The organism is Streptomyces sp. NPDC032472 (assembly GCF_040636955.1).
Lineage (GTDB): Bacteria > Actinomycetota > Actinomycetes > Streptomycetales > Streptomycetaceae > Streptomyces.
In genome coordinates this window covers 106,280-124,919 of record NZ_JBEZVK010000016.1, presented here as the reverse complement: position 1 = coordinate 124,919, position 18,640 = coordinate 106,280, and the positions used below count along the sequence as shown (strand labels likewise).

Below are 18,640 nucleotides of genomic sequence, written 5' to 3'. Positions count from 1 at the left end.
CACGCCCGGGCCGAGCCCCTGGCCTTGGGGAAGGCGATCCGCCGGACCTTCGGCGGGCCCCCCGACCGCACCGGCCGGTCGATCCACGTGAGCCCTGACGACCCGGCCGTACGGAAGGCCTCGCCGCGCCCCGGAGAACCCCCCCCACCCCGGCCACGTCCGGGGAAGCCACCACCGTCAGTCCCGCCCCGCAGGCGCCCGCCGACTGCTCCACCGAGGGGCCACACCCTGGCTGCACGCTTCCGCCGGCGGGAACCGGACCGCCGGCACCGCCTGCGACCTGCTGCCTTCCTCCGGCAGCGGATCCCGGCCACCGAGCCGCGGACCACCGGCGACACGAGCCGCATGGACCACCGGTTCACCCCGGCCCCGCCGGTCCGGCCCGGCGCGGCCCCGCAGGGCCCGCCGGCCCGGCGCTCCGGCGCTCCGGCGAGGGGTGGGCCCCCGGGCCCGTAAATCCCGCCCGGCCACGTACCATGGCCGCATGTCCTTCCTCCGCCGCAACCGCGCCGCCACACCCGCCGGCCCGGACTTCGACGTCCTGGCCATGGACCCGGGGGACTGGCCGGGCAATCTCGGTGCCGGGCTGCTCCCCGCGCCCGACGGCAGCTGCCAGGGCGTCTTTCTCCGCTACGACCTGTTCGGCGGACGCGGCCCCGCAATGATCATCGGCAACCTCCCCGAGGGCTCCCCGGCCCGCGACCTCGGCGAGGGCCAGGTCCCCTTCGAGGTGGCCCAGCTCCTCGACGCCCTCGAGAACGACGAGGACGTCGAGGTCACCGGCATCGAGGACTGCCCCGTCATGCAGGGCGACAACCTCCTCATCGTCCGCAAGGTGAAGCTCTCCGAGAGCCGGATCAGCTGCGTCCAGTTCGACCGCAGCGACAACGTGCTGGTCACCATCGCCAGCTGGGACCGGCCCATCACCGACGACCTGTACGCGCTGCTGAAGCCGCTCCCCGCCGAGCTCTTCCAGCAGGGATAGAGCCCCGCCGGCGCCTCCCGCGGCGGCAGCGCCGGAGCCGGCCGCGGCGGCAGCGCCGGAGCCGGCCGCGACGGGCGGGACGACTCGGGCACCGCATCCTGGCCGAGGGCTCAGGCGTCCGCGATGTCGTTCGCCGCCACGTAGCCGAACGTCATCGCGGGCCCGATCGTCGACCCCGCCCCCGCATAGCTGTGCCCCATCACCGCCGCACTCGCGTTGCCCGCCGCCCACAGCCCCCGGATCACCGAGCCGTCCGGGCGCAGCGCCCGGGCCCGCGCGTCCGTGACGATCCCGCCCTTCGTGCCGAGATCGCCCGGCACGATCCTGAACGCGTAGAACGGCGGCGCCCACACCGGGGCCAGACACGAGTTCGGCAGCACGCCCGGGTCCGTGTAGTAGTGGTCGTACGCCGTGTCGCCCCGGTGGAAGTCCGGGTCGGATCCGGCGAGCGCCTGCGCGTTGAACCGGCTCAGCGTCGCCCGCAGCGCGGCCGCCGGCACCCCGATCTGCCCGGCCAGCCCGTCCCACGTCCACGCCTTCTTCACCGCACCCGCCCCGTACCAGGCGTCCGGGAACACGATCGTCGGCAGCACGTCCTTGAACAGGTACTTGCTGCGGTAGTTCTGATCCACGATCAGCCAGGCGGGTATGTGCGAGCCGGGCGCACCCCGGTCCCGGTCGTACATCACGTGCACCACGTCGCTGTACGGGGCCGCCTCGTTGACGAAGCGGGCCCCCGCCCCGTTCACGATCAGCCCGCCCGGCAGGGTGCGTTCGGCGAGGCAGAAGTACGGCTCCCCGGGCAGCGGGATCGTGGGACCCCACCACGCGTCCTCCATCAGGGCCAGCGCCGCCCCGGCCCGCTGCCCGGCCCGGATCCCGTCGCCCGTGTTCTCCTTGGCGCCCACCGACCACTGCGTGCCGATCGGCTGCTGCTGGTACTGGTCCCGCATCTGCGCGTTGTGCTCGAAGCCGCCCGAGCCGACGACCACGCCCTTGCGGGCGCGGACCACGCCCCGTACACCCTCCTTCTCCACGACGACCCCGGTGACGGCCCCGCCCTCCTGCACCAGGTCCACCAGCGGGCTGTTCAGCCACACCGGCACCCCGGCCCGCATCAGCCCGGCCCGCAGCCCGGCCGCCAGCGCCTGGCCCATGGTCAGCGGCTTCTCCCCGTACAGCGCCGCCTTCGTCCCGCGCGCCAGGCACTCGGTGGAGACCGCCAGGCCTTTTGCGCTCACTGCAGCCAGAGTGAGCCACTTGTAGTCCTGGCTGAACACCACCATCCCGGCCGGCACCGGCATGTACGCCGGGTTCAGCCGGGCGAGCTCGGGGCCCAGCACGTGGCCGTCGAGCTGGTCGGGCTCGATCGAGCGGCCGTTCGGCAGGCCGCCCGGCAGGTTCGGGTAGTAGTCGCTGTACCCGTCCATGTACCGGAAGCGCAGCGGGCTGTTGGCCATCACGAAGTCCAGCATCCGGGGCCCGTTGGCCAGGAAGGCGGCCTGCCGGTCCGCGGGCACCTCGGGGCCGACGACCGCCGCGAGGTACGCCGCCGCCTTCTGCGGGGTGTCGGGCACGCCCGCCCGCAGGATCACCGAGTTGTTCGGCAGCCAGATCCCGGCCCCCGAACGTGCCGCCGAGCCGCCGAAGGTCGGGGCCTTCTCCACCACCAGGACGCTCAGCCCGCGCCGCGCCGCCGTGAGCGCGGCTGTCATGCCCGCCGCCCCCGAGCCGACCACGACGACGTCGTACTCCCCGAGCGGAGCCCCTTCGGCCGCCCGCGCCACGGCGGACGGCAGCACGCCGGTGCCGGCGGCGAGCACGCCGGCCCCGGCCCCGGCGAGGAGGGTCCGGCGGGAGGGGAGGGCCGCAGAACCCGGGGCGGAGGCAGAGGCGGAGGCGGAGGCGGCGACGGAGGCATGGCTCGCGGTCATGGGCAGGCTCCAGCGGGAGGGGAGAAACGGCTACCTGATGCCGAGTCACAAAAGGTCTTCGGGGGATCATGTGAAGTCAAGGCACGCGCAGCGACGGCACCGCACGCCCGCCACCCCCAGGCCGCCACCCCCAGCCCGGCACCCGCCCCGAACGCACGAAATCCCGTGGTACGCACACGGGGTGCGTACACGGGATTTTCGTGACGGGGTGCGGGACCGCAGGGGTCAGCGGGTCCCGACCGCCGCGCGGACCGCCCTGCGGGCCATGCCGCAGTCGTCGTGCAGGCGGCGCAGCAGCAGCCGCTGCTCCTCGCCGGAGGACAGGGCCCCCGCCGGGAGGGGCTGGGGCGGGCCGGCCGCAGCCATGGAGCGCTGTACCGCCGTCTCGGACATCCGGATCTCCCGGGTCAGCACCAGCATCAGGTTGACCAGGAAGGCGTCCCGCGCGGCCGGACCGGCCGCCTGGGCGAGCCGGCTGATCTGGCTCCGTGCGGCCGGGGCGTCGCCGAGCACCGTCCACAGCGTGGCCAGGTCGTAGCCGGGCAGGTACCAGCCCGCGTGCTCCCAGTCGAGCAGCACCGGCCCCGCAGGGGACAGCAGCAGGTTCGACAGGAGCGCGTCACCGTGGTTGAACTGCCGTTGTACGCCGGCCAGCTTCAGCCCGTGCAGCAGCTTCTGCAGGTCACCCAGGTCCCGGTCGGTCAGCAGCCCCAGCTCGTGGTACCGCGTGATTCGCTGCGCGTAGTTCAGCGGATCCTCGAACAGGTCCGTCGGCGGCCGCCACTGGTTCACCCGGCACACCGCGCCCAGCGCAGCCCGTACGTCGGCCCGCGGCGGGGCCTCCACGGGGTGGCGCTGCAAAGCCGCGACCCGGCCCGCCATCCGTTCGACCACCAGCGTGCAGTTCTCGGGGTCCGCGGCGATCAGCCGTGGCACCCGGACCGGCGGGCGGTGACGGACGAACGCCCGGTACGTCGCTATTTCGTGCCGGTACCGCTCGCGCCATTCCGGCGAGTGGTCCAGTAAAACCTTGGCGACGGCGGTCATCCGCCCCGTCGTCCCGACCAGCAGGACCGACCGTCCGCTGCGGCGCAGCACCTGCACCGGCGCGAACTCCGGACAGATCCGCTGCACCGAGGCGAGCGCGGTGCGCAGCTGCGCACCCTGCGGCCCCGACAGGTCGATTCTTCCGCTGAGCGGCTGCGCTCCGGCACCCGGCATCCGCCGCGCCCGCACGGCGGCCTGCGCCGCTGCGGCGGGCCGGCCGGGGTCGAGGTAGGGGCCGCCGCCCGCCTGGAGCGTGCGGTGCGGCCGGACCGGGGCGGACACGGAGGACGTTGCTGCGTACATGGCTTGCTGTTCCCTTCGTGCGCCGACGAGTTCGTACGCCGCCCCGCCGATCCCGTACTTCACCCTGGGGAGTTCCGCCCGGTGACCGGGTCGGGGAGGCGCATTCCTACCTGACACCCGGCCGTGGGTGGCGGACCATGTTGCGTGCCCTGGCGAAGCCTGGCGAATAGTCACAGGGCATCTGACGGCGGGCTACTGTCAAGTCAGCCGAGAACCTGGGGGCTTGACGTGAGCAAAGGACCAAACACCCGCCTCAACGACCTGTTCGGCCTCGCCGGCTGGTCGAAGGGCGAGCTGGCGAGGATGGTCAACCGGCAGGCGGCGGCCATGGGCCACCACCAGCTGGCCACCGACACCTCGCGGGTGCGGCGCTGGATCGACATGGGGGAGACCCCCCGCGAACCGGTGCCCACCGTGCTGGCAGCCCTGTTCACCGAGCGGCTCGGTCGTGTCGTGACCATCGAGGACCTCGGGTTCGTACGGCAGCGGCGCACCACCAAACGGCAGCCGGACGGGGCGAAGGAGAACCCCGACGGAATGCCCTGGGCGCCCGAACGCACAGCCGCGGTCCTCACCGAATTCACGGGAATGGACCTCATGCTCAACCGTCGCGGTCTGATGGGCGCGGGAATGGCGCTCACCGCCGGCTCCGCCCTCACCCACGCCATGTACGAATGGCTGCACACCGACCCGGGTACCGCCGGGGGCGCGCAGCGCTTCGGCGACTCCTTCCAGGCCGACCCCGCGGGCTTCGACCGCTACGAGGCCGCCCCCATCGGCTCCCAGGAGATCGAAGCACTGGAGCGCTCGGTGGAGGTGTTCCGGGCCTGGGACGCCTCCAGAGGCGGCGGACTGCAACGCAAAGCCGTGGTCGGCCAGCTCAATGAGGTCGGCGGGATGCTGGCGTACCACCACCCCGACCACCTCCAGCGGCGGCTGTGGGGCGTGGCGGCCAACCTGGCGGTGCTGGCGGGCTGGATGTCCCACGACGTGGGTCTCGAACCGACCGCGCAGAAGTACTTCGTCATCGCCGCGCACGCCGCCCGCGAGGGCGGCGACCGGCCTCGCGCCGGTGAGGCGCTCTCCCGGGCCGCCCGCCAGATGGTCCACCTGGGCCGGCCGGGCGAGGCCCTGGACCTGATGAAGCTCGCCCAGTCCGGCTCCGGGGAGCAGACACTGCCGCGCACCCGCGCCATGCTGCACACCATCGAGGCCTGGGCGCAGGCCGCCATGGGCAAGGGGCAGGCCATGCGCCGCACCCTCGGCGAGGCCGAGGAGCTGTTCGTCTCCGACAGGGGGGACGTGCCGCCGCCCTCGTGGATGCAGCACTTCGACGAGGCGGACCTGCACGGCATGCAGGCGCTGGCCTTCCGCACCCTCGCCGACCACGACTCCTCCGCCGCACCGATCGCCCAGCGCCACGCCCGGGAGGCCCTGCGGCTGCGGGGCAACGGCTACCAGCGGTCGCAGATCTTCGACTACATCTCCATGGCCTCGGCGTGCTTCATCGCCGACGACCCGGAGCAGGCCGACCGCTACGCCCGCCTCGCCCTGGTCTCCATGAACGAGACCTCCTCGCACCGGACGTGGCACCGGCTGCGCGAGATGTACCGGCTCACCGGCCAGTACGCGGGCTACTCGCGCATCGAGGACCTGCGGGCGGAGATCAAGCTCGCCCTTCCCGACAGCCCGGTGCAGCAGACCGTCTAGGGCGTGCGGGAGAACCGTGCGAGCGAAACGGGGCACACGAGAGCGAGGCCGCGCCGTCCGGCGCGGCCTCGAACCCCGTGAGGGCCTTGGGGTGAGGGCCTTGAGTACGGACGGTGAGGCCCGACCCGGGGCGGCTCAGCCGCCGATCCGGGCCACCAGGACGCAGGCGTCGTCCTCGCGCCGGCCCTCGCCGAACTCCTCGACGACCATCCGGAGGCATTCCTGAGCCGACCGCGCCGCCGTCAGCTGCGGGGCGAGCGCCAGCAGCCGCTCCGTGCCGTCGGCCCGGTTGAAGTCGCCCCTACGCGGGGCCAGCCCGTCCGTGTGCAGGACGAGCACGTCGCCGGCCTCCAGCCGCTCCTCGGCCTGTCCGTACGCCGCCCCGGAGGTCGCGCCCAGCAGCACGCCCTCGGGCGGTACGAGGGCGCGGCCGCTGCCGCCGCGGAACAGCAGCGGGGCCCGGTGGCCGGCCTGCGCCCAGGACAGCAGCCGGCGCTCCGGGTCGTAGCGGCAGCACAGGGCCGAGCCGAGGGCGGGCTGCACGGAGGTCTCCAGCAGCTGGTTGAGCCAGCCCATCAGCGGGCCCGGTTCGATTCCGGCCATGGCCATACCGCGCAGCGCGCCGAGCATCATCGCCATGCCCGAGGTGGCGGTCACGCCGTGGCCGGTGAGGTCTCCGACGGTCAACATCGAGCTGCCGTCGGGGAGTTCCAGGGCGTCGTACCAGTCGCCGCCGATCAGGGCGCTGGTCGCCGAGGGCAGGTAGTGCGCGGCCACGTCGAGGGCGCCGGTGGTGTCGTGCGGGAAGCGCAGGGAGCCGCGCCACGGGGGCAGCACGGCCTCCTGGAGCTCGACCGCCAGCCGGTGCTCGGTCTGCGCGATCTCCCGCCGCCGCTGGAGCGAGTCGCGGGACTCGCGCACCGCGCGCTGGCTCCGGCGCAGCTCGCTCACGTCGCGGAGCACGGCCCACATGGAGGCGGTGCAGCCGTCGGAGTCGAGGACCGGCTCGCCCCGCATGTGCAGGGTCCGGACGCGGCCGTCGGCCCGGACGATGCGGAACTCGCCGTCTATCGGCTTGCCGTCGACCAGACAGGCCGTCACCATCGCGGTGAGCAGCGGCTGGTCCTCGCTGAACAGGGTGGAGCCGAGTTCGTCGAGGGGGAGGGGGCCCGCCTCCGGGGAGCGGCCGAAGATCTGGAAGAGCTCCTCGGACCAGCTGACCTCGTCGGTCAGCAGGTTCCACTCGGCGCTGCCGACGCGGGTCTGCTGGGCCTCGGCCTCGGCCTCCGCGACGGCGTCGGGGCCGGTCTCCGGGAGCTCCTCGAGCACGGGCGCGGGGGGCAGGCCCTCCTTGAGCTGGCCCAGGTGCTCGCGCAGGTCGTCGAGCTGGTGCACGGCGAGGTCGCACAGCGCGCGCTGCCAGCGGCCCTGGGCGTCGTTGTCGTCGACGACGGTGTCCCGGCGCACTGCGTCCACGCCGCCGCGCAACCGCCGGGTCTGCGAGATCAGTGCGTCCAGCGACCCCGGCTGGGACGGCTGCGCGGGACGGTCCGCGAACAGGTGGGGCGGCATGAGAACTCCGATACAGGCGCGGCACGGCCAAGTCTGAAGGAAGGACCGATTACGACTGTTGCACAGGCGGCGACGGCCTGTAAGGCGTTTGGCAACATCCGCAACGTTCTTGCTTCGGGCATATGCCTAGGGCCTGCGGGACGCCCTCCTGACTGTGCGAATGATTCCGGTCGGCCCTGCCGGAGGCCTGTGCGGAGCCCCGCCCTCACACGATGAGGGGTACCGGGTGGATCTCGTTGGCCGGGTGGCCCGTGCGCTCGTGGATCCGCATGACGGCCTCCGCCGAGGGGGCCTCGGACAGGCAGTAGACCGTTCCGGACGCCGGGTCGGCCCAGGCCTTCTCGAAGTGCACCTTCTCGTCGCCCTCGATCGCCAGGTCCGCCTTGTGGGCGGCCATCAACTGCTCCTGCGTGATGCCCTTCATGCCGTGGTGGACATCCATGTACTTCGCCACCGCCGAACACCTCCTCGCGTGCTCCGGTCGGACGGGTCTGGTACTTCCATCGTCCGCCCGTGGCCGGAAACCGGCCTTTCGGGCGGGCCGGATCGCTCACCTGAGCGAGCTTCGGGTCCGCTCGGGTCACCGGACTCGCACGGAGCGTCGATCCACCCCCCCACCTGGGGTACCCCCGAACGAAGGACCCCCTCCTGCGCGTTCCGCGGGCGCGGCGGGCGTTCCGCTTCCCACGTGTACCGCAGATCGCTACCCTACGTGTCGGTAATGAGCCAGGAGCGGCCCGTGCCAGCGGGTCCCGCGCAGGGTGGGGGCACAGCGACATGACCGGGCAGGGCCTGCCGGACGGGCAGAGCCGGGCGGACGGCCACCGTCCGACGGAGGGGCACGGCCGCCGCACCTTCCTCACCTACCTCGTGGCCGCGCCCACCCTCGCGCTCGTCACCCGGGCCGGGGCCGACGCCCTCGCCCCGCAGCCCGCCCACGCCGTCGTCCCCTCCCTGCCCGCCCCCGCGGACCTGGTCGACCTCGGCGACCTGTTCATCCTGGCCGGCGCCCCGACCGCCGCCCTGCTGGTGCTCACCGTCGAGGCGGACGGGAGCATCCGCTTCCGGCTGCCGCGCGAGGAGGTCGGCCAGGGCCTCACCACCGCCGTCGCCATGCTCGTCGCGGAGGAGCTCGACGCGCCGCTCGCCTCCGTACGCGTCGAACTGGACGATGCCCGGCCCGAGCTGCTGTTCAACCAGCTCACCGGCAGCTCCAACTCCATACGCTCGCTGTACGGGCCGGTCCGGCAGACCGCCGCCACCGCCCGCGCCCGCCTCGTCGCGGCCGCCGCGCTCCGCTGGAACCTGCCCGCCTCCACCCTGACCACCGCAGGCGGCGCCGTCCGCGCCCCCGACGGGCGCACCGCCGGCTACGGCAGCCTCGCCGCGGCCGCCGCCGAACCCACCCTGGCCGTCCTCGGAGCGCACCCGAAGGACACCGGCCGGCACACCCTGGTCGGCCGGCCCACCGGCCGGATCGACGCCCGCGCCATGGTCACCGGCGCCCAGCGCTACACCCTCGACCTCGACGTCCCCGGCGCCAAGCCCTGCGTGGTGCGCCGCCCGCCCACCCTCGGCGGCACCGTCCGGTCCGTGGCCAACCTCGCCGCCGTCCGCGCCATGCCCGGCGTCCTGCACGTGGTCACCGTCCCGACCGGCGTCGCGGTCGTCGCCGAGACCTTCGGCCAGGCCCTCGACGCCAAGGCCGCCCTCCAGGTGGCCTGGGGCCCCGGTCCCGCCGACGGGCTGTCCGACCCGGAGATCCGGGACCGGCTGCGCGCGGCCGCCCCGGCGCCGCTGCTGCCGCCGCTGCTCACCCCGTACGTCGACGCCGAGTTCGACTTCGCCTTCGTCAGCCACGCGCCGATGGAGACCAACTCCGCGGTGGCCGACGTCCGCGAGGACCGGGCCGAGATCTGGTCCGGGCTGAAGTCCCCGATCGTGGCCCGCCAGACCATCGCCGCCGAACTCGGCCTGCCCGTCGACAAGGTGACCGTCCACGTGGTCCAGGCCGGCGGCTCCTTCGGGCGGCGCCTCTTCTTCGACGCCGCCTTGGAGGCCGCCCGCGTCTCGAAGGCCTGCCGCCGCCCCGTCCGGCTGATGTGGACCCGCGTCGACGACACCCGGCACGGCCGGATGCGGCCCGCCACCCACCACCGGATCCGCGCCACGTACGCGCTCGGCGAGGTGCTGAGCTTCGAGCACCGGGTGGCCGCCGCCGAGACCGACTTCCGGCACGGGCTCGGCGAGATCATCACCGCCACCGCCGCGAGCCTGCCCGCCGGAATCGGCAACGCCACCCTGGCGCAGACCCTGTTCCACACCACCGTGAAGACGCCCTACCACTTCGGGCTCACCACCCACGGGCTCACCGAGGTCCCCACCGGCATCCCGACCGGCTCCTGGCGCTCGGTGTACTCCGCCAACACCCGCGGCGCCGAGGAGATCGTCGTCGACGAGCTCGCGGCCCGGACCGACATGGACCCGTACCGGTTCCGGCGCACGTTCCTGAAGAACGACGCCCAGCGCGCGGTGCTCGACAAGGCCGCGAGGGAAGGGGAGTGGGGACGGCCCATGCCGGCGGGCTGCGCGCAGGGCATCGCCTTCCACGAGGAGTACAAGTCCCGCGCCGCGTGCCTGGTGGAGATCGACGCCCGCGACCCGGAGCACGTCCGCGTCACCAAGGCGGTCATCGCCGTCGACGTCGGCCTGCCCGTCAACCCGCGCGGCCTGGAGGCCCAGATGATCGGCGGCCTCACGGACGCCATCTCGACCACCCTGAAGGCCGGGCTGCACCTGGACCGGGGCCTGCCGCTGGAGGGCAGCTACAGCCAGTTCCACTGGGCCCGGCAGCGCGACACCCCGCGCGACGTGCGGGTCTTCGTCCTGCCCGCCACCGGGGAGGAGCCCGGCGGCGCGGGCGAGCTCGGCGTGCCGGCCGCCGTCGGCGCCATCGCCAACGCCTGGGCCCGGGCCACCGGGAACAAGCCGCGCAGCTTCCCCCTCGACTTCGACGTCGACTTCACCCCCTACCCCCGCTAGCGGCAGTTCAGGAGCCCCGCCGTGCCCTCGCACACCTTCACCGTCAACGGGCAGAGCGTCACCGTGGACGCGCCCGACGATCTGCCCCTGCTGTGGGTCCTCCGCGACATGCTGGGCGTCCGCGGCCCCAAGTACGGCTGCGGGGTGGACGTCTGCAAGGCCTGTACGAGCCATCTCGACGGCCAGGACGTCCGACCGTGCGTCGTGCCCGTCTCCGCCTGCGCGGGGAAGTCGGTCACGACCATCGAGGGGCTGGCGAACGGGGACGAGCTGCACCCGGTGCAGGAGGCCTGGCTGGAACAGGACGTCTCCCAGTGCGGGTTCTGCCAGCCCGGCCAGATCATGGCGGCCGTGGCCCTGCTCAAGCGGACGCCGTCGCCCACCGACGAGGACATCGACGCCATCGCCAACATCTGCCGCTGCGGCACCTACTTCCGGATCCGGGAGGCCATCCGCAGCGCGGCGGCGCGCCTGTGAGCGAGGTGGGCCCCGGCGACTCCCCCGTCGTTCCCGGGGCCGACCCGCTCATGGCCCAAACCTAGGCGGGAGGTGGCCGGTTCGCAGGGTCCGGCCTGCACAGTGACCGGGGGAGACGGGTATCACTGCGCACAGTGTGACGCGGGTGGTTGAATGCGGCGGCGCGACCCGGATCGAAGGGACCCTCAGATTCCGAAGCCCCCCGCCACGCCGCCTTCGGTGGAGCCTGACACTGCGCCCCTCACGGCGCCGGCCGCGGTGCCCGCGCCGACGCCTCCGGGCGAACGCTCCCGCTCCCGGGCCGAGGACGTCCTCAAGGTGCACCGGCTCGCCCACTCCGGCGGCTCCGCCGCACTGCTCCAGTGGCTCGGCGGCCGGCTCGGCGGCTGGACGGGCGTGCTCCCGCTCGACGCCCCCGCAGGCCCCGAACTCGCCGTACGGGGCGCCGCGGAACTGGCCGCCCGCCGGGTGCGGTCGGCCGTCCTGCACGGCGACGGCTCCGCCGCGCTGCTGTTCGCGCTGGACGACCACCGCGCCCTGGCCGCCGTACTGGACCTGCCCCACGACCCCGGCGCGCCCGCGCTGCTCGCGGACGCGGCGGCGGTCCTCGGCCTCGTCCTGCGGGCGGAGGAGGCCGAGCGGCGCGAGGAGCGGGCCGAGCTCGCCGAGTCCCGGGCCCGCGAGGCCGTCCTGCACCTGCTGATGAACGGCCGGCTCTCCACGGCCCACCAGATCGCCGAGGCGCTGAGCCCCTCACTGCCCGAGCCGATGCGGATGTACGTCGTCGAATGCCGGGCCGGGGAGCGGACCGCGGTCACCCGGCTGTGCGAGGAGCTGACCGGCGGCCGGGCCTGGGTGGTGCGCTGCCCGGTGTACGTCCGCCACCTCATCGCCCTCGTCCCCGCCGACCTGGCGGCCACCTCGGCCTCCCACGACCCGCTGGCCGAAGCGCTGACGGGTGCGGTCGGTGACTGCGTGGTCGGGGTGAGCGGGGAGCTGCGGCTGCGGGAGGCACCGGCCGCGTACACCCAGGCCTTCCACGCCCTGGCCGTGGCCCGCGGCCGCCGCGAGCGGCACGCCCGCTTCGGCCCCGGACCAGAGCCCGAACTGGCCGCGCACACGGCCGGGGCCGGCTGGGCCACGGCGGTGCTCGCGCCGCTGCACACGTACGAGCCGCGAAGGCCGCAGGACCCCGGCGCGCAGGAGCTGCGGGCCACCGCCCACGCCTGGCTGAACTTCTCCTCGCACGCGACCCGGCTGCTGAAGATCCACCGCAACACCCTCGCGACCCGGCTGCGCCTGATCGAGTCGGTGCTCGGCGCGGACCTGGCCCGCCTGCCCGACCAGGCCGCCCTGTCCCTGGCGCTCCGGCTGACCCCCGGCGGCGCCGTCGGGGCGACCGGGACCGGCCCGGGGCCCACCGCCGACTCGGCCGCCAATCTGCGGGCCGGCCTGGACGGTGTCCTGCGCCACCCCGACCTGGCGGCCTGGGCGCGCTCCCACCTGGAGCCGCTGAGCGCCCCCGATGCCCCGCCGGGGGCGGCGCACACCGTACGGGCCTGGCTGCGGCACGACGCCCACCTGGTTCCGGCGGCAGCCGCCCTCGGCATTTCGGTGCCGGGCGCGCGCAAGCGGCTGGTCCGGATCGAGGCCCTGCTCCAGCGCTCGCTGCTGCACTCGCCGAGCGCCCGGTACGACCTGTGGCTCGCCCACCGGGCCGTGGAGCTCGCCGGTTCATCCGGGGACACAGCCCCGAAAGCGCTCGTACCGGACGAAAAGTGAATGACCATGCCTGAATGAGGCGTATCAATCTCAAGCGCGTCCTGGTGGGCGAGCCGCTCGACACCGCCCGGCTGGGCGAGACCCTGCTGCCCAAACGGCTCGCCCTGCCGATCTTCTGCAGCGACCCGCTCTCCTCCGTCGCCTACGCCACCGAGGAGATCCTGCTCATCCTCGCCCTCGGCGGGACGGCGCTGCTCCACCTCGCCTGGTACCCGGCGGCCGCCATCGTCTTCCTGCTGATCGTGGTCGTCGCCTCCTACCGGCAGACCTGCTACGCCTATCCGGGCGGCGGCGGCGCGTACGTCGTCAGCTCCGAGAACCTCGGGCAGAGCGCCGCACTGACCGCCGCCAGCGCCCTCCTCGTCGACTACGTGCTGACCGTCGCCGTCTCCGTGGTCTCCGGCGTGGCCGCCATCACCTCGGCGATCCCCGCGCTCAGCGACCACCAAGTCAGTCTCTCCGTGGCCTTCGTGGTGCTGCTGATGCTGATGAACCTGCGGGGCGTGCGCGAGTCGGGCCGGATCTTCGCCGTCCCCACCTACGGGTTCGCCGCCGTCATCTACCTCATGTTCATCGTCGCGGCGGTCCGCCTCGCGACCGGCGCGACCATCCGCGCCGAGTCCGCCGACCTGCCCCTGACGCCCACCGGCACCTTCGTCGGCCTCGGGCTGGTCCTCCTCGCGATGCGCGCCTTCGCCTCCGGCTGCACCGCCCTCACCGGTGTCGAGGCGATCAGCAACGGCGTGCCCGCCTTCCGCAGGCCCAAGAGCCGCAACGCCGCCAACACCCTCGCCGCGATGGGCGCCCTGTCGGTCACCATGTTCTTCGGCATCACCGTCCTCGCCATGGTGTACGAGGTGCACGTCGCCGCCGATCCGACCGAACTGGGGCTCGCCCCGGGCACCCCGATGTCCACCGCCCTCGCGCAGATCGGCCGCGCCACCTTCGGCGACTGGCACGTCCTGTTCTACCTGCTCCAGGCGGCCACCGCGGGCGTCCTGGTGCTCGCCGCCAACACCGCCTTCAACGGCTTCCCGATGCTGGCCTCGATCCTCGCCCGGGACCGCTACGCGCCCCGCCAGCTCTTCAACCGCGGCGACCGGCTCGTCTACTCCAACGGCATCGTCCTGCTCGCCCTCGCCGCCGTCGCCCTCATCGTCGCCTTCGACGCCCAGCTGACCCGCCTCATCCAGCTCTACATCATCGGCGTCTTCGTCTCCTTCACCCTCTCCCAGGCGGGCATGGTCCGGCACTGGCGGCGCGAGCTCACCTCGCCGGCGACCCCGCGCAGGGAACGGGTCCACATCCACCGCCGGCTCGCCATCAACGCCGTCGGCGCGATGCTCACCGCCCTGGTCCTGGTCATCGTCCTGGTCACCAAGTTCACGCACGGCGCCTGGCTCGTCGTCATCGCCATGCCGCTGCTCTTCCTCGGCATGAAGAGGGTCCGCCGGCACTACGACCGGGTCGCAGCCCAGGTCGCCGTCCCGGCCGACGTCAGGCCCCGCAAGCCCTCCCGCCACCACGTGCTGGTCCTGGTCTCCGCCGTCCAGGCACCGACGCTGAAGGCCCTCGGCTACGCCCAGGCCCTCCACCCCGACACCCTCACGGCCGTCACCGTCGCCGCCGACGAGGACGACGCGCGCCGGCTGCGCGAGGCCTGGGCGGAGCACGACCCCGGCGTACCGCTGAAGGTCATCCACTCCCCGTACCGCGAGGTGGTCGGGCCGGTCCTCGCCCACGTCCAGGAACTGGCCGCCGCCGAGGGCACCGACGTGCTCTCCGTGGTCATCCCCGAGTACGTGGTGGGCCACTGGTGGGAGCAGCCGCTGCACAACCAGATCGCCCTGCGCCTGAAGGCGCGGCTGCTGTTCACGCCGGGGGTCGCGGTGATCGACGTGCCCTACCTGCTGGAATCGGCCCGGTCCGCCGCCCCGGACTGACGGGCGGGCGCCGCCGGGCGCCGGACGGCGGCCTTCGGGGTGCGGTCCGCCTCACCCGCGGCGTGCTGCAGGACCGCGGCGTGGGCGAGCGCCAGCTCCACCACGTGGGCCGGGTCGGACAGCGACCGGCCGGTGAGCTGCTCCAGCCGGCGCAGCCGGTTCGAGACGGTGTTGCGGTGGCAGTACAGCCGCTGCGCGGCCTGGGTCGTGGAGCCCTGGCAGGTCAGCCACGTGCCCAGCGTGGTCAGCAGCACCCGGCAGTCCTCGGCCGGAAGCGCCAGCACCGGCCCGAGCACCACCTGCCGCAGCCGGCCCGCGAGTTCGGCCTGGGAGGCGACCAGCGCCATCGGGAGCCGCTCGTCCAGCAGGGCCGTGTACGGGCGGCCGCCCGGCACCGGGGTCGTGCGCAGCGCGAGGGCCGCCAGCCACCGCGCCCGCGCCAGATCGCCCGGGCTCTCCACCACCGGGCTGACCCCCGCCCGCACACCGAGCGGGGCGAGCAGGTCCCGTACCGACTCCAACGGGGCGCGGCCCAGCTCCACCAGCCCGGTCTCCCCGTCCGCCCGGATCCGCCACAGCACGCGCGGGCCGGCCGCGGAGGGCTCACCGCTCCGCCCGTCGGCGCTGCCCGCGCCCAGCACCACCACCGCGAACCGGCCGCGCTCCGGCAGCCCCAACCGGGCCGCCGCCTCGGACACCGCCGGGCCGTCGGTCGACCCGGCCCCGTCCAGCAGGGTGTCCAGCAGGGCGGCGCGCCGCTCCCGGTCGCGGTCGCAGCGCGCCGCCTCAGTGGAGCGGTAGGCCTCGGCCACCGCGTCCGTCTGCTGGTCCAGTACGTCCCACAGCACCGCCGCCAGCGGCAGCAGCCGGGGCAGCCGCGCCGGATCGTACGCGGTCACGGCCTCGGTGAGGGTGTGCCACAGCAGGCGTCCGCCGCGCCGGTACGTCCGCAGCAGCGAGGCGAGCGGCAGCCCCTGCTCGGCGCGGAGCGTGCCGGTGGCCCGGGCGTCGGCGAGCTCCACCGGCAGCCCGCGCGCGCTGCGCAGCAGCCCCTCGACGGACTGGCCGAGGTTGTGGTGGATCCGCTCGCGCAGCTCGGCCCGGCCGAGCAGGGCGGCGTACGCGGGGTCCTCGGCGAGCGTCCGGTCGGCGAGCCGATCCGCCGTCACGGCGATGCGGCGGGACAGGTCCTCTCGTATCTCCTCGATGATCCGCTCCATGAGGGGCAGAGTGACACGGAAGGGGGACCGGTGGGGAGGTCCCGGACCGTGCCGCGTCCGCTAGCGTGTCCGAATCACTGCAAGTGGAGTGCCCTCGCGCAGTGCACTCCTGCACCCACAGCCCCCACACCGTCAGGAATCCTCGCATGCGCCAGAACCCGGAGCGCCGCGCCGCGCTGCTCGACGCCGCCATCGACGTGCTCGCACGCGAGGGATCACGGGGGCTGACGCTGCGGGCGGTGGACGCGGAGGCGGGCGTGCCGACCGGTACGGCCTCGAACTACTTCGCCAACCGGGCGCAGCTGCTCGTTCAGATCCTCCACCGGACCCGGGAGCGGCTGACCCCCGAGCCCGCCGACCTGTCCGGCGAGCTGGACACCAAGGAGCTGCTGGTCCGGCTCCTGGAGCGGATGCGCCGCGAGCGCAACGTGCACATCGCGATGCTGGAGCTGCGGCTGGAGGGCATCCGCCGCCCCGAACTCCAGGCGGAGCTGGCCGAGTTCCAGCGCGAGGAACTGGAGGCGAACATCGCATGGCACCTGGAAGCGGGCCTGCCCGGCGACCGGCAGGGCGTGGTCCTGCTGTACCTGGCGATGCTCGGCCTGATCGTGGACGACCTGACGGCCCCGGCCATGCTGGACGCCTACGCGCCCGAACACCTCATCGACACCATGGTCGAACGCCTGCTCCCGCGCACTGCAGCCCGGCGCGATCAGCATTCGTGATCAGAAGTCGACGGGATCCGGCCAATGAGCCGTGCTGTTCTGTGCATGTTCCCGCGGAAAATGCCAGAAGGCCCTTCCGGACTGCTGAACTTGAGTAGGTTCCCTCCTGTCGCGCCGTAGACCGTGCACCTCGCACGTCCGGCCGGGAGGGGAGCCCGCGTGCCCGGGATCGACGAATGCCTGCTCGAAGCCATGGCCCTGCCCGGGGCGCGCGGGGCCGCGCTGGTCGACTGGAGCAGCGGACTGGCCCTCGGCACCGCCGGGGACTCGCCGGTCGGGGACCACGAGACCACCGCCGCCGAGACCGCGGAGCTGGCCAGGGCCGCCGCCGAGTACGAGTCCTTCGCCCAGCCGACCGCGGAGCTCGCCGCGGACGACCCCGGCGGCCCGCCGGTGGAGGACGTGATCGTCACCACCCGGACCGGCTACCACGTCCTGCGCTTCGTGGAGACCAGCTTCGACAGCAGCGTCTTCCTCCACCTCTGGCTCGACCGCACCGACGGCAACCTCGCCCTCGCCCGCCACAGACTCCGCGCCCTCGCCGAGGGGCTGGTGCTGAGATGAACGCCACCGCCGCCGCTGCCGTCTCGCCCCTGCTCACGCGGCTCGCCGCCGAGCGCGCCACCGGCGCCCTGCTGCGCGACCGCGGCACCCTCTTCCTCGAGGACGGCCGCATCGTCCACGCCGAGAGCCCCGCCACCCCCGGCCTCGACGTCCTGCTCACCACCGGCGGCGGCCTCGCCCCCGAACGCTGGCGCGAGGCCGTGGACCGGGCCGGTGCCCGCCGCCAGGTCGCGCGCTTCCTCGTGGACAGCGGGGGCCTGGCCGGCGGCGAACTGGAGATCTGCCACCTCGCCGCCATCTTCGACGCCGCCTTCTTCGCCCTCTCCCCGGGCAGCGGCCCCTCCCGCTTCCGCCGCGGCGCCACCCACTGGATCGGATCCGTGCGCTCGGTCCCGGCCGCCGCCGTCGAGCGCGAGACCGCCCGCCGCCGGGAGCTGCTCGACGCCGTCTGGCCCTACCCGCAGCTCGACACGGTCCCCGTGGTGCCCCGGGCCGCGGCCCCCGGCCAGACCGTCACCGCCCGCCAGCGGATGCTGCTGGCCCACGCCGACGGCGTACGGACCCCGGCGGACTTGGCCTGGCTGCTGGGCCGGCCCGCCTTCCACACCCTGCTCGACGTCCGGCGCCTGGCCGCGGCCGGGCTGGTCGAGACCCCGCACGCGCCGGTCCCGGCGCACGCGGTCACCCCCCTGCCCGACTGGATGACCGAGACCCAATCCCCGGACGTGGCGCTGCTCCGCCGGTTACGCGACGCACTGGAGGCAAGCCTGTGAGGCTCCCGCTGCGACCGGCACTGCGCTCCGAGCGCGCCGACCGCTCCGAGCGGAGGCAGCCCGAAAGGAGAAAAGCCGACATGATCACGGCGATGGTGCCCGCCGAGGCAGAAGCCGAGATACTCGCCGAGCTCCGCCGGCTGCGGGCCAGGGTCCCCCAGCTCAGCGGCGCACTGGCCGGCAGCTCCGACGGCCTGGTCCTGGCCCAGGACAGCGCCGCCACCGAGGTCGAGGCCGTCGCGGCCCTGACCGCGGCCGCCCTCGGGGTGGCGCAGCGGCTGAGCGACAGCACCGGCCAGGGCGGCTTCCGCGAACTGCTCGTCCGGGGCGAGCACGGCTACGTGGCCACCTACGCCGCGGGCGACGCCGCCGTCCTGACCCTGATCGCGGAACCGCGCGTCAACGTGGGCCGGCTCCACCTGGAGGCCCGCCGGTCCAGCCTGCGGATAGCCGAACTCATCGACCACACCCTCGGGCGCCGCGGCCCCGAGACCCCTGTCCCGCAGGCCTGAGGGCCCCCGCACCGATCCACCCGTACGTTCACCGCCCGTACAGACCCGTAC

Annotated in this window: 14 protein-coding genes and 1 pseudogene; 10 read left to right on the top strand and 5 right to left on the bottom strand. The window is 74.0% G+C overall.

What is annotated here, in order from left to right:
• The first annotated feature begins 484 nt into the window (after nt 1–484).
• On the top strand, nt 485–985 hold the full coding sequence (locus AB0F11_RS13380; RefSeq protein ID WP_361911735.1) for a hypothetical protein: 501 nt from the start codon (nt 485–487) through the stop codon (nt 983–985).
• A gap of 110 nt (nt 986–1,095) precedes the next feature.
• On the opposite strand, the gene kstD is transcribed toward AB0F11_RS13380, so the two are convergent.
• Both kstD and AB0F11_RS13370 read right to left on the bottom strand, forming a co-directional pair.
• Nucleotides 1,096–2,919, bottom strand: coding sequence for a 3-oxosteroid 1-dehydrogenase (gene kstD / locus AB0F11_RS13375; RefSeq protein ID WP_362171854.1), 1,824 nt, complete (start codon nt 2,917–2,919; stop codon nt 1,096–1,098).
• Between the two features lie 225 nt (nt 2,920–3,144).
• Nucleotides 3,145–4,269 (bottom strand): aminoglycoside phosphotransferase family protein, encoded by a 1,125-nt coding sequence (locus tag AB0F11_RS13370; protein WP_362171851.1) that lies wholly within the window; start codon nt 4,267–4,269, stop codon nt 3,145–3,147.
• A 228-nt stretch (nt 4,270–4,497) separates the two neighbouring features.
• Between AB0F11_RS13370 and AB0F11_RS13365 the strand changes: the two genes are divergently transcribed.
• Nucleotides 4,498–5,979 carry a hypothetical protein gene (locus AB0F11_RS13365; protein ID WP_362171848.1) on the top strand — a complete coding sequence of 494 codons (1,482 nt, stop codon included), beginning with the start codon at nt 4,498–4,500 and terminating at the stop codon, nt 5,977–5,979.
• Between the two features lie 135 nt (nt 5,980–6,114).
• On the opposite strand, the gene AB0F11_RS13360 is transcribed toward AB0F11_RS13365, so the two are convergent.
• Nucleotides 6,115–7,551 carry a SpoIIE family protein phosphatase gene (locus AB0F11_RS13360; RefSeq protein WP_362171845.1) on the bottom strand — a complete coding sequence of 479 codons (1,437 nt, stop codon included), beginning with the start codon at nt 7,549–7,551 and terminating at the stop codon, nt 6,115–6,117.
• A 205-nt stretch (nt 7,552–7,756) separates the two neighbouring features.
• Entirely contained in the window at nt 7,757–8,005 is a 249-nt protein-coding gene (locus AB0F11_RS13355) for an SCO4226 family nickel-binding protein (protein WP_362171842.1), read from the bottom strand.
• A gap of 323 nt (nt 8,006–8,328) precedes the next feature.
• On the opposite strand from AB0F11_RS13355, the gene AB0F11_RS13350 reads away from it, so the two are divergent.
• From AB0F11_RS13350 to AB0F11_RS13335, 4 genes and pseudogenes are all read left to right on the top strand, one after another.
• Nucleotides 8,329–10,593, top strand: coding sequence for a molybdopterin cofactor-binding domain-containing protein (locus AB0F11_RS13350; RefSeq protein ID WP_362171839.1), 2,265 nt, complete (start codon nt 8,329–8,331; stop codon nt 10,591–10,593).
• A gap of 21 nt (nt 10,594–10,614) precedes the next feature.
• A complete protein-coding gene (locus AB0F11_RS13345; RefSeq protein ID WP_362171836.1) occupies nt 10,615–11,070 on the top strand; it encodes a (2Fe-2S)-binding protein in 456 nt (151 codons plus the stop codon).
• 219 nt (nt 11,071–11,289) lie between these two features.
• Entirely contained in the window at nt 11,290–12,852 is a 1,563-nt protein-coding gene (locus AB0F11_RS13340) for a helix-turn-helix domain-containing protein (protein WP_362171833.1), read from the top strand.
• A gap of 14 nt (nt 12,853–12,866) precedes the next feature.
• Nucleotides 12,867–14,777 (top strand): annotated as a pseudogene (locus tag AB0F11_RS13335) (APC family permease); the annotation flags it as partial.
• On the opposite strand, the gene AB0F11_RS13330 reads toward AB0F11_RS13335, so the two are convergent.
• Nucleotides 14,756–16,015, bottom strand: coding sequence for a helix-turn-helix domain-containing protein (locus AB0F11_RS13330; protein ID WP_362171831.1), 1,260 nt, complete (start codon nt 16,013–16,015; stop codon nt 14,756–14,758). The pseudogene AB0F11_RS13335 and the gene AB0F11_RS13330 overlap by 22 nt on opposite strands.
• Before the next feature lie 146 nt (nt 16,016–16,161).
• On the opposite strand from AB0F11_RS13330, the gene AB0F11_RS13325 reads away from it, so the two are divergent.
• From AB0F11_RS13325 to AB0F11_RS13310, 4 genes are all read left to right on the top strand, one after another.
• Nucleotides 16,162–16,740, top strand: coding sequence for a TetR family transcriptional regulator (locus AB0F11_RS13325; protein ID WP_362171828.1), 579 nt, complete (start codon nt 16,162–16,164; stop codon nt 16,738–16,740).
• 159 nt (nt 16,741–16,899) lie between these two features.
• Entirely contained in the window at nt 16,900–17,304 is a 405-nt protein-coding gene (locus AB0F11_RS13320) for a roadblock/LC7 domain-containing protein (RefSeq protein WP_362171825.1), read from the top strand.
• Nucleotides 17,301–18,077: a transcriptional regulator gene (locus AB0F11_RS13315; RefSeq protein ID WP_362171822.1), complete on the top strand. Its 777-nt coding sequence runs from the start codon at nt 17,301–17,303 to the stop codon at nt 18,075–18,077. Before AB0F11_RS13320 ends, AB0F11_RS13315 begins: the two co-directional genes overlap by 4 nt.
• A gap of 92 nt (nt 18,078–18,169) precedes the next feature.
• Complete coding sequence (locus AB0F11_RS13310) at nt 18,170–18,589, top strand: roadblock/LC7 domain-containing protein (protein WP_362171929.1); 420 nt, start codon at nt 18,170–18,172, stop codon at nt 18,587–18,589.
• Nucleotides 18,590–18,640: the final 51 nt, after the last annotated feature.

Bases quoted from the DNA above. Each gene is read 5' to 3' on its own strand.
- AB0F11_RS13325 (WP_362171828.1), top strand. From the start codon at position 16,162: ATGCGCCAGAACCCGGAGCGCCGCGCCGCGCTGCTCGACGCCGCCATC.
- AB0F11_RS13310 (WP_362171929.1), top strand. From the start codon at position 18,170: ATGGTGCCCGCCGAGGCAGAAGCCGAGATACTCGCCGAGCTCCGCCGG.
- AB0F11_RS13330 (WP_362171831.1), bottom strand. From the start codon at position 16,015: ATGGAGCGGATCATCGAGGAGATACGAGAGGACCTGTCCCGCCGCATC.
- AB0F11_RS13370 (WP_362171851.1), bottom strand. From the start codon at position 4,269: ATGTACGCAGCAACGTCCTCCGTGTCCGCCCCGGTCCGGCCGCACCGC.
- kstD (WP_362171854.1), bottom strand. From the start codon at position 2,919: ATGACCGCGAGCCATGCCTCCGTCGCCGCCTCCGCCTCCGCCTCTGCC.
- AB0F11_RS13350 (WP_362171839.1), top strand. From the start codon at position 8,329: ATGACCGGGCAGGGCCTGCCGGACGGGCAGAGCCGGGCGGACGGCCAC.
- AB0F11_RS13315 (WP_362171822.1), top strand. From the start codon at position 17,301: ATGAACGCCACCGCCGCCGCTGCCGTCTCGCCCCTGCTCACGCGGCTC.
- AB0F11_RS13380 (WP_361911735.1), top strand. From the start codon at position 485: ATGTCCTTCCTCCGCCGCAACCGCGCCGCCACACCCGCCGGCCCGGAC.
- AB0F11_RS13360 (WP_362171845.1), bottom strand. From the start codon at position 7,551: ATGCCGCCCCACCTGTTCGCGGACCGTCCCGCGCAGCCGTCCCAGCCG.